The sequence below is a fragment of the Psychrobacter sp. AOP7-B1-24 genome (assembly GCF_052376215.1).
Classification (GTDB): Bacteria; Pseudomonadota; Gammaproteobacteria; order Pseudomonadales; family Moraxellaceae; genus Psychrobacter.
Genome location: NZ_JBQSVL010000040.1, coordinates 16,826 through 27,418 on the forward strand (window position 1 = coordinate 16,826; position 10,593 = coordinate 27,418).

Annotated in this window: 8 protein-coding genes; 5 read left to right on the forward strand and 3 right to left on the reverse strand. The window is 41.4% G+C overall.

The genetic code is table 11. From position 1 onward, the window contains the following. Positions 1–284: 284 nt before the first annotated feature. Positions 285–3,173, reverse strand: coding sequence for an RNA polymerase-associated protein RapA (gene rapA, locus ACT3QP_RS09250; RefSeq protein ID WP_444525283.1), 2,889 nt, complete (start codon positions 3,171–3,173; stop codon positions 285–287). A gap of 412 nt (positions 3,174–3,585) precedes the next feature. On the opposite strand from rapA, the gene ACT3QP_RS09255 reads away from it, so the two are divergent. Beyond that, positions 3,586–4,533, forward strand: coding sequence for a D-2-hydroxyacid dehydrogenase (locus ACT3QP_RS09255; RefSeq protein WP_444525284.1), 948 nt, complete (start codon positions 3,586–3,588; stop codon positions 4,531–4,533). A 15-nt stretch (positions 4,534–4,548) separates the two neighbouring features. Here the strand turns inward: ACT3QP_RS09255 and ACT3QP_RS09260 are convergent, their stop codons facing one another. Then, positions 4,549–5,262 (reverse strand): RluA family pseudouridine synthase, encoded by a 714-nt coding sequence (locus ACT3QP_RS09260; protein WP_444525285.1) that lies wholly within the window; start codon positions 5,260–5,262, stop codon positions 4,549–4,551. Positions 5,263–5,594: 332 nt separating this feature from the next. On the opposite strand from ACT3QP_RS09260, the gene trxA reads away from it, so the two are divergent. The 3 genes from trxA (at position 5,595) to ACT3QP_RS09275 (ending at position 8,257) form a co-directional block, all read left to right on the forward strand. Further along, positions 5,595–5,921: a thioredoxin gene (gene trxA / locus ACT3QP_RS09265; protein ID WP_444525286.1), complete on the forward strand. Its 327-nt coding sequence runs from the start codon at positions 5,595–5,597 to the stop codon at positions 5,919–5,921. Positions 5,922–6,457: 536 nt separating this feature from the next. Beyond that, positions 6,458–7,726, forward strand: coding sequence for a transcription termination factor Rho (gene rho, locus ACT3QP_RS09270; protein WP_192519625.1), 1,269 nt, complete (start codon positions 6,458–6,460; stop codon positions 7,724–7,726). A gap of 291 nt (positions 7,727–8,017) precedes the next feature. Beyond that, entirely contained in the window at positions 8,018–8,257 is a 240-nt protein-coding gene (locus ACT3QP_RS09275) for a hypothetical protein (protein ID WP_444525287.1), read from the forward strand. A gap of 207 nt (positions 8,258–8,464) precedes the next feature. Here ACT3QP_RS09275 and ypfJ read toward each other — a convergent pair whose 3' ends face one another. Next, positions 8,465–9,352 carry a KPN_02809 family neutral zinc metallopeptidase gene (gene ypfJ, locus ACT3QP_RS09280; protein ID WP_444525288.1) on the reverse strand — a complete coding sequence of 296 codons (888 nt, stop codon included), beginning with the start codon at positions 9,350–9,352 and terminating at the stop codon, positions 8,465–8,467. 681 nt (positions 9,353–10,033) lie between these two features. On the opposite strand from ypfJ, the gene ACT3QP_RS09285 reads away from it, so the two are divergent. Next, entirely contained in the window at positions 10,034–10,399 is a 366-nt protein-coding gene (locus ACT3QP_RS09285; RefSeq protein ID WP_444525289.1) for a hypothetical protein, read from the forward strand. The last annotated feature ends 194 nt before the right edge of the window (positions 10,400–10,593 follow it).

Genomic DNA, 10,593 nt, shown 5'->3' on the forward strand with positions numbered 1-10,593 from the left:
ACATTTGAATTTAAAATAATATGAAATCACTTGCTAAACGTAAACAAGAGATGTGTTAGAACAATAATACAGCCGTAGCAGTGCTATCACTAAGTATTTATTATAAATAGAAAAAGGTAAACATCTTACCCAATATCAATGATTTTAGCTAGCAGCTGACCGTAGACTGGCAAGTATCATATTTTTGTCTAAGCAAAACGGTACGAAATGGTCAAATAAAATCGATGATATCTATAAAGAGCGAAATGGCTGCTGCTACCTCACTCTTTATTTTTATTATAAACTTATGGCTTCACGGCCACCAGCACACGAATAGAATCTGGCACTAGTGACAAGTTGCTTAGCGCTTGCTCGCCTTGGGCTTTTAGCTGCTCTAAATGCTCAACCTCTTCATCACGCACATTAGGATTGATCGTTTGCAGATGTTTCAAACGCTTGATTTCGCGTGACCATTGCTGGCTAAAACGTTCAGTGGCTTGCTCACCAATCTCAGCTATTTGCTGACGAGCAATATCTTCAGCCTCATAGTAGCGCTGCTCAATTACATCACTGCGTACTTTAATCACTTGGCGTGCACGGTTTTTGTCCAAACGCTCAATATGCGGCATGATCATATCGGCACTGATACGAGCAGACAAATCACTGCCCTGCTCACTAATAAACACACGGATATTTTGTGTGGTCAATGTCGCTGGTAAATTCAGCAGTTTTGGCGCGATGGCTTCTACGCGAAAATTTACTTCTAGCAATACCATGCCTTGTGGTACGGCGGCACTTTTGAGCATAGCAACTGTCGTATTACCAAAGGTGCTGGTACTCGCCAAATCATAAATAGCACGCATCAATGGATGCTCATGAGTAATAAAATCAATATCTTCACGTTGGAGCGCTTGCTCTCGCTCAAAGGTCAGTGTCATCCCGTCTTCATCACCAAGTGGCAAACCATCTATATAGTCACTGATCTCAGTACTGTCGATAGGTGCGATGACCCACGAACCGTCACGCTGAATACTATGATCTATATTGGCAGACGCAAAGAAACGCTCAATAAAGTGCGGCAGCAAGTTATTACTATCAAAGTCACGCATGGCATCAGCGATACGACCAGCGACACGCGGACGGCATGAATTATACTCAAGCAGGCGATCACGACCTGCTTGCAGCTGGGATTCTAGTCCCAAACGTGTTTTTTGCGCCTCTGCAATGATGTCTTGTAAGATTACCTTACTTTCAGCAGTATTTGCACCCTCCAGCATTGGCTTTAGCTCTTGGATATACTGCTCTTGTACGCTTTGAGCGGTTGGTGATATCTGATTGAACATATTCAGCGCATCGTTGTACCAATTATACAGACGCTCCTGCGCTGTGCCTTGTACATAAGGAACATGCAACATGATTTGCTGCGTCTGACCGATACGATCTAAACGACCGATACGCTGCTCTAATGTGTCTGGATTGGCAGGCAGATCCCATAGTATCAACTGACTGGCAAACTGGAAGTTACGACCTTCTGAACCAATCTCCGAACACAATAGAATCTGCGCACCTTCGCTATCAGCAAAAAACGCGGCTGCTTGATCACGTTCAAGCAGTGTCATTTGCTCAGTAAAGATAGCCGTCTTGATACCTGCATGCAGACGCAATACCGCTTCTAAACTCTCTACCGTTGCACCGCTACGAGCGATTAACAACACTTTTTGATGCTTTAACTCACCTCGTAGAATCTCGACCAACCAAGAAACGCGTGGATCGTCTTCTAACCAGCCACCATCCGGTTGATTTTCTTCGCCCCATAGCTGCTCACGCAACTTACCTTGAGTTTGGTAGCTGTCTTTCCATGCTTCAGGTAGTGGTAGTGGATAAGGCTGGCTGCTACGACCATAAAACCCTTTGACACTATCACGAGTATTACGGAACAGGATACGACCTGTACCATGGCGATCTAATAATTCATTGAGCGCATAGTTACGTAGTTTTTCATCATCATTGATCGCTGCTAATTCATCAATATCGATAGTAAGCAAACCACTCAAAGCAGCGATTTGCCCTTCACTCAATGGCTTATCGTCTATTAATACACTAGCGACTGCTGCCGTTTCAGCAAAGGCATCTTGACCATCGATAAACTCATCTAAATCATCGAAACGATCTGGATCCAAGAGACGCAGACGAGCAAAATGGCTCTGTGCGCCAAGCTGTTCAGGTGTGGCTGTCAATAACATAACCCCTGCCGTTTCTTCAGCAAAATCTGCAACTAAGTCATATTTATCATTACCACCTTGCGCCTCGTCCCAATGCAAGTGATGCGCCTCATCGACAACCAATAAATCAAACCCTGCATCCATCGCTTGATCATACAAGTCAGGATGGTCGAGTAATAGATCCATACCAGCAATGATACATTGTTCAGTACCAAAAACATTTTGTTCTGGGTCATGCTCTTTAATTGCCGAAGTACGTACCAAATCAAATAAAGAAAAGTTTAGATTAAAGCGACGGCGCAGCTCAACCATCCATTGGTACTGTAGACTGTCTGGCACAAGAATTAATACACGCTCAGCCTTACCTGTCAGTAACTGCTGATGAATAATCATACCTGCTTCAATGGTTTTACCAAGGCCAACTTCGTCAGCAAGCAACACTCGCGGTGCGATACGTTTACCAACCTCATGCGCAATATATAGCTGATGCTCGATAATATCGACACGTGCACCCATCAGGCCTTTAAGCGGATGACCTGCCAGCGCTGATTGCATACGCAAAATATCTTGACGCAGCTCATACCAATCACCGCGCTCAATTCGACCAGCCAGTAGACGCTCAAGTGGCTTCGCCAAAGTAATATTGGCTGCTAGACGAGTCTCCATGATACCGCGTTCGTGTTCATCGACACCGTACTTGAGCACACCCATTACTTCATCGACAGCATTCACCGTATAACTTTTGCCATCTTGGTCATAGATACTATCACCGACTTTGAACACCACACGTGATAATGGTGCAGAATTTTTGGCATAGACGCGCATCTCTTCGCTTTGCGGGAATAAAATATGCACACATCGGTCGTCAACATCGATAACCACACCCAAGCCAAGCTCAGACTCCGTATCAGATAAATAACGTTGACCAACGGCGAATTCAGTACTGTGCAATGAAGCGATAGAGATAGTCATAAGGCGATGTCTTTTGTACCCAGATAGTAAGAAATTAAAGAAATAGTAATAGTGAAAAACGCTAGCAACGAGAATTGGCCAAGCAGCAAAAAACTAAAGAAACATAAGCTAAATGTCGTATTAAGTGTCTTAACAAAAACCAAGCCAACAGTTTGACTTCACCATTATATAACGTTAGCGGGTAGATGAGTGCGTTAAGTTAACTTTTCAAGAGCAGATTCATGCAGGATTTTGTCAATACTAGGCATCACAGAGACAAGCATAACGGAGAAATGCAAAATCATAAAATCACGACTCACTATGAAAAACAATCCCACAACGTGATACATTAAGTTGATAATCAATAAAAATTTAAATCAACCTTTTAAAAATAGCCATCGAGCTTAAAACGATCATTTAACAAGGAGCAACCATGCAAGCGGTTTTTTTAGATAAAGGCACTTTTTCTGATGGCGTTGAGTTACTCGCTCCAACAGGTATAAGCGACTACATCACGTATGATGAAACGCCACAAGATGATGCGATTATCATAGAACGCTGTAAAGACGCTGATATTATTATCACTAATAAAGTACAGGTCAATGCTGCGGTGATAAGCAAACTGCCCAATCTTAAGCTTATTCAGCTCACCGCCACTGGCATGAACAATGTTGATCAAGAGGCTTGCAACACACACGATGTCACTCTCTATAATGTCGCAGGCTATGCCGTCAAAAGCGTACCTGAGCATACTTTTATGTTGATGCTAAACGGCATGCGCGCAGGTATTCATTACCATCAAAAAGTCTCTGACGGTACGTGGCAAGCAAAAGGGGATTTTTGCCTATTGGATATCCCACTGATAGATTTAGAAGATAAGACACTGGGTATTATCGGACTTGGTACCATCGGTAAACGCGTTACCGAAATTGCACGTGCATTTGGTATGACGGTATTGTGGGCAGAGCATCAAGGACGTGAGCCACGTAATGATGATTACACAGCGTTTGACAACGTATTAGCACGTGCTGATGTGATCAGCTTACATTGTCCACTAAACCCGCAAACGCAGCATCTCATTAATGCAGATACTTTAGCAAAAATGGCTAAGCAACCCCTCATCGTCAACGTCGCGCGCGGTGGTGTCGTCGATAGCCAGGCGCTCACCGATGCGGTGAACAACAAGCAAATAAAAGGTTATGCCAGCGATGTGTTTGAACAAGAGCCTATCGCAGCCGACGATCCTTTGTTAACCCTTGCCAATCACCCACGAGTGATATTTAGTCCGCACAATGCTTGGGGCAGCAAAAGTGCACAAGAAGAGTTATGGCAAATATTAAGCACACAAGTCACGGACTTCATTGAAAAACGCTCAATTTAAGCAAAATCAGAGAGCTCAAAATGGACTGGGGCTCTCCCAATCCATCCATGCACCCAGTACTGGATGCTTTAGGCGTAGGTGCTGTGCGTGCAGGTTCAGCCTTGGTGCTATCTCTAGCGCAGCACCCTCAGCGTAGATAGGATCGCCAATCATTACATGGCCGACATGAACCATATGGACACGCAATTGATGACTGCGACCAGTGACTGGTTTTAACATCACTCGCGTGACCATTTGACCATTGCATTCTTCATGAGCCACCACATCATACAAAGTCAACGCATGCTTTGGCCAATCATGATCAACGATATGGCGTGGTTTCGTCTCTGGCTCGTAGCGTACTGGTACTGATATTTTACCAGTGGCGCCCACACTCTCCCACTGTCCAAAGACACGTGCTTGGTATTTTTTTTGCGGTAGACGTTCTATAAACTGTTTACTAATATGGGTTTGTGCAGCGGCGTTTTTTGCAAAAATCAGCAAGCCTGAAGTGTCCATATCAAGGCGATGAATCAACTTAACCGCAGGGTTAGCACGCTCAAGTCTTGCTAGCAAACTCACCTTCAGCGTTTTACCATCGACGCTTAGTAAACCCGCAGGCTTATCAACGACCCAAATATCGTCATCTTCATAGACAGTGACTTGTTGTGCAAATGATTGGAAAAACTCAAGTGGATACGCTTTTTCTTGGGCATTAAGGGCATCAACTTCTTCATCAGTAAAAGGCATAAAAATAGACTACTTATATTAGGGGCTTGGAAGTAAAACGGTGGTCATATTATATTTCATAAAACAACTAATATTGACCCAAAAGTAAGAGTGATTGCAGCAGCTGATTGACAACTCATAACCTATATCACTATATGTCGATTTATTGTGCTAATACTAGTTGTTAAACAATTTAACCAGCCTGTATCTGTCAAATTAGGGCAAACATGTTAATATAATGGCACATTTTCACCCCTTCTAAACAATTCTTTGACCACCAACCGATTTATTATTAAACCGATATATATGTTGATGAGTGGTGATAGAAATTATAAAACAAGAGAGAAAAAATTATGTCAGACCTTATTATACATACTACCGATACAGATTTTGATCAAGACGTTCTACAATCAGACGTACCTGTATTGGTAGACTTTTGGGCACCATGGTGTGGTCCTTGTAAAGCTATTGCTCCTATTTTAGAAGAGCTGGCGACTGACTACCAAGGTAAAGTTAAAATCGTTAAAGTAGACGTAGACAACAACCCACAAGCAGCTAGTCGTTTTGGTATTCGCAATATTCCAACGCTATTTGTCTTTAAAGATGGCGAAAAAGTTGACTCTGTCATGGGACTACAGCCAAAAGCCGAACTGGCCAAAGTACTAGACAAACATCTGTAAAGAAAAAATCTTCAAATAAGCCCGCCTTATTCGAAGGTTTTAGCAAAGTTATAATGTAGACTAAAGTGCCATTATCTAACTTAGATAATGGTTTTTTGCTTATTTTTTATGCAAAAAACTCAATAATATGACTTTTTTGGCAAATGTTATTGACAATGGCATTGTGAAGACCGTATAGTCTGCTGACAACAGAAAACTAATTGTTTTCCGATGTGTCTTATCGCTATTCTCCTCGTGTTTATCAACAAAAACACAATCGTCGTTATAAACACCATTACTAAACGGAATGACTAAACACAATTACTGATATTGAGTTTTTGACGCAGACTCTTATGTAGTCTTCTTTATCTTTATTTCTTATTACCGTGCATTCTATTATTGCAACGCGTACATAAGCTAACATGCTATACCTAAACTACATAAACCCTAACTCTGTGTGCACACCCTCTATCGCCATACTGTCGTTGTTTTAATCAATGTCGTGACTTGTGCTGCTAATGGCATCTCTCATCTGATCAATTGCTAATGACCTATCTATGAATCTTACTGAATTAAAGAAAAAATCAATCTCTGAGCTACTGGCTATTGCTAAAGAAATGGGTCTTGATAATATGGCACGTAGCCGTAAACAAGACATTATCTTTGCTATCTTAAAAACCCATGCACGTAACGGTGAAGCCATTTATGGTGACGGCGTACTTGAGGTTCTACCGGATGGTTTTGGATTTTTGCGTTCGTCAGAAGGCTCATATTTAGCCGGCCCTGATGATATCTATGTCAGTCCTAGCCAAATTCGCCGCTTTAGTCTGAAAACTGGTGATAGTATTGCCGGTACCATTCGACCACCAAAAGATTCCGAGCGTTATTTTGCGCTATTAAAAGTTGGTGAAATCAACTTTGATACCCCAGATCGCTCACGTCATAAGCTTATCTTTGAGAATTTAACACCACTATTTCCAACTGAACAGCTCAAGCTTGAGATTGGTAATGGCACGACCGAAGATTTGACTGGTCGTATCATTGACCTTATCGCACCCATTGGTAAAGGTCAGCGCTCTATTATCGTTGCACCACCAAAAGCCGGTAAAACGATGCTGCTACAAACCATCGCGCAGTCGATTACTCGTAACAACCCTGAGTGTTATCTCATCGTACTATTAATTGATGAGCGTCCAGAGGAAGTTACCGAGATGGTACGTACGGTACGCGGCGAAGTCGTGGCCTCTACGTTTGATGAGCCACCACAACGTCACGTACAGGTGGCTGAAATGGTCATCGAAAAAGCCAAGCGTTTGGTCGAGCACAAACAAGATGTGGTTATCTTACTTGACTCTATCACTCGTCTGGCCCGTGCCTATAACACAGTCATTCCTTCATCTGGAAAAGTATTGACAGGTGGTTTGGATGCCAATGCATTAGAACGTCCAAAACGCTTCTTTGGTGCTGCACGTAATGTCGAGGAAGGTGGTAGCTTGACCATTATTGCCAGTGCTCTTATCGATACGGGTAGCAAAATGGACAGCGTTATCTTTGAAGAGTTCAAAGGAACAGGCAACCAAGAAATTACGCTTGAACGTGACTTGGCTGAAAAACGCGTCTTCCCTGCTATTAATATCAAAAAATCTGGCACACGTCGTGAAGAGCGTCTGCTTGATGAAGATAAATTGCGTAAAGTTTGGATTTTACGTAAGTTGCTACAGCCGATGGATGGCGTACAAGCAACTGAGTTCTTGTTAGACCGCTTAAAAGAAGCGAAAACCAATGACGAGTTCTTTGAGCAAATGAAACGTAAATCACAGAACTAATATGAGCTACATATTGCTTTTGCATGTTTGTTAGACACTTGATATAAATAAAAAAGACCACTTTAGCATGGTCTTTTTTATTGCAATTTTATAAATAGGCGCCTCTCTGAATAGCTTTTGAAAGAACAGAAGTCAAAGACACAGTGGAGAAACATCCTTTACAGGATATTTGCAAAGATTAGCGCTTTTACTACGCCTGTATATTATTAGATGGGTTACTATGAATAAAATCTGCTATATATATTAATGATATTTTTATTTCTTTATTTTGATAACCTAACAGGTGATACTATGAAACTTGCTAAAACTATTGCAATGACAGCCCTTACTAGCTCTGCTCTTATCATGGGCGGTTGTGCAACCAATGGCTATAACAGTGGCTTAAGCAACACAGCTAAAGGCGCTGCTGTTGGCGCTGCAGCCGGTGCTGTTGTTAGAAGTGGTGGCGATAGCGAAGATATTGCTCGTGGTGCACTTGGTGGTGCTGCAATAGGTGGTGCTGGTGCTTATATTCTAGATCAAGCAAGATAATCACTCTTATCAAGACCAAACCTTAGCTTGATAAATGTTCAACTCAAATAGAAAAGCCTGCAATCAATTGCAGGCTTTTCTATTTGAGCTTATTGATTAATAGCTTAATTACATCGTGGTCTATTGAAAAAAGAACAAGTCAATCAGGTAGTATATGCATCATAATTTCAATGAGGCCAACGCTGTGAGCATTTTTACAATATATAACTATAGCGTTCCATTAAACGTATCACAAGCTTGCACACTACCGCTCTCTAAACCACGAGTAAACCATTGCACACGCTGTTGACTGGTACCATGAGTAAAGTTATCAGGTACGACTGCCCCGCCACTGGCTTTCGCTAAACGATCATCACCGATTTGACTTGCTGCATTAATAGCCTCATCGATATCACCTGCTTCCAAAAACTGCACACGCTCTTGATTGCGCTGAGCCCAAACACCTGCGAAACAGTCTGCCTGCAACTCCTGTAGTACTGACAGCTTATTGGCTTCTACCTGCGTCACTTGACGACTGGCTTCGCTAACTTGTTGACTGATACCTAGTAAAGTCTGCACATGATGACCAACCTCATGTGCAATAACATACGCTTGTGCAAAGTCACCTGCTTTGCCAGCATTATCTTGCTCACCAGATCCTTGCTGGTCACCAGTGATACCCAAATTTTGATTCATTTCTACAAAAAACGACGTGTCCAAGTAAACTGTTTGATCCGCTGGACAATAAAATGGACCAGTTGCAGAGCTAGCACTACCACATGCTGAGTTGACCTGACCTGTAAAAAGAATTAAGGCAGGTTCTTTATAAGTACTACCTGCTTCATTAAATATCTGATGCCAAACTTCTTCTGTATCAGCCAATACTACTTTTACAAACTGCGTATCTCGATCATTACTGGTTGCAGCTTCAGTAGAGGTATTATTACTACCGCCTGCGACTACCTGACCCGTTTGTAAAGCTGTCATCGGATTTACTCCGAATACTAACCATAGGATACCAGCAATAATAATACCGCCGATACTTCCACCCACTACCTTACCGCCACTACTACTAGTACGTACGTTTGAACTACCACGTCGACCTTGCCATTTCATAATTTTATTCCTCAAACATACGATATATAATATTGTTTATATTATGGTGTATCCTCAACCTAAACAATAAATATTAAATGGGCTAAAAATGTCTAAATATTTGCCAAACTGCGTCAAGTAGCCTGCTAATACCTCAATATTATCTGCATTTTTAAAGTGAGGATACGCACTAGGGTCTATCAAGTATTCACCAATATACGCTACTTAATGTTCAATACGCCCTAACAGTTATTCATACACTATCACTACTAGTATTATTACTTACCTTGATAATTCAAGGTCTATAAAGCGTGTTTGATAGCCAACAGCTCTATATTTTACTTATATTGCTGCACTCGTTACATTTATTTACTATATTCATGGAGATAAATGCAGTAAATTATTGCAAAGTTAACTGTACGCAAAACTTTAGAAAAACTGTTTAAAAACAATCTAATATCTTTAATTTTATTTCCACCAATATACATTATTATATTAAAGATAATAATAAATATACGAAGTAAAATTAAACTTATATTTTTATTGTTACTTAATTGTACGGACTATTTCCATTTAGATAGAAAACATATAGAATGCGTGCAAGCTGAGTAGCTGTAACTAAGACTTGTTGGATGCTGAGAAATCTCAAATTTCAACTTATGTTACTACTACTGGTCATTTCATTTTTCCGGAGAAAACACTATGAAACTTAAATTACTTGCTCTAGCTGGTATCATGACTGCAACTATGGGCCTAACTGCCTGTGACAGCAGCACAGAAAACGCTGCCGAAGATTTATCTGACGCTCAAGAAGAAGTGCAAGACGCTTCTGAAGAACTAAACGAAGCTGCCGCTGAAGGCGAAATGGCTCCTGATGCTGAAGCTGCTGTTGACGCTGCTGAAACTGACATCGCTGAAGCTCAAGAAGCAACTGCTACTGACGAAATGGACGCTGAAGTTCCTGTAGACGGCGAAGAAACTACTAGCATGGACGTAGCTAGCGAAACTGATACTGCTGCTGTTGAAGCTTCTGACGAAGTTGTAGTTGAAGAAGACGCTGCTCAGTAATCTTTATCATTCAGATGATAAAATTACGGTAGTAAAAAAGAGAGCCTTTGCTCTCTTTTTTTGTGCCTATTATTTATGATATCTACTAATATCAGCACTCATATTGTATAGGCCGTGATAAACACGCTTATATACAAGATATTAGAAAATGACCTAAACATCAAAATGCTTAGGTCATCATACTTATATTATTA

What these genes read in the sequence shown, in the direction of transcription:
- rapA (WP_444525283.1), bottom strand. Translation starts at nt 3,173, where the DNA reads ATGACTATCTCTATCGCTTCATTGCACAGTACTGAATTCGCCGTTGGT.
- ACT3QP_RS09255 (WP_444525284.1), top strand. Translation starts at nt 3,586, where the DNA reads ATGCAAGCGGTTTTTTTAGATAAAGGCACTTTTTCTGATGGCGTTGAG.
- ACT3QP_RS09260 (WP_444525285.1), bottom strand. Translation starts at nt 5,262, where the DNA reads ATGCCTTTTACTGATGAAGAAGTTGATGCCCTTAATGCCCAAGAAAAA.
- trxA (WP_444525286.1), top strand. Translation starts at nt 5,595, where the DNA reads ATGTCAGACCTTATTATACATACTACCGATACAGATTTTGATCAAGAC.
- rho (WP_192519625.1), top strand. Translation starts at nt 6,458, where the DNA reads ATGAATCTTACTGAATTAAAGAAAAAATCAATCTCTGAGCTACTGGCT.
- ACT3QP_RS09275 (WP_444525287.1), top strand. Translation starts at nt 8,018, where the DNA reads ATGAAACTTGCTAAAACTATTGCAATGACAGCCCTTACTAGCTCTGCT.
- ypfJ (WP_444525288.1), bottom strand. Translation starts at nt 9,352, where the DNA reads ATGAAATGGCAAGGTCGACGTGGTAGTTCAAACGTACGTACTAGTAGT.
- ACT3QP_RS09285 (WP_444525289.1), top strand. Translation starts at nt 10,034, where the DNA reads ATGAAACTTAAATTACTTGCTCTAGCTGGTATCATGACTGCAACTATG.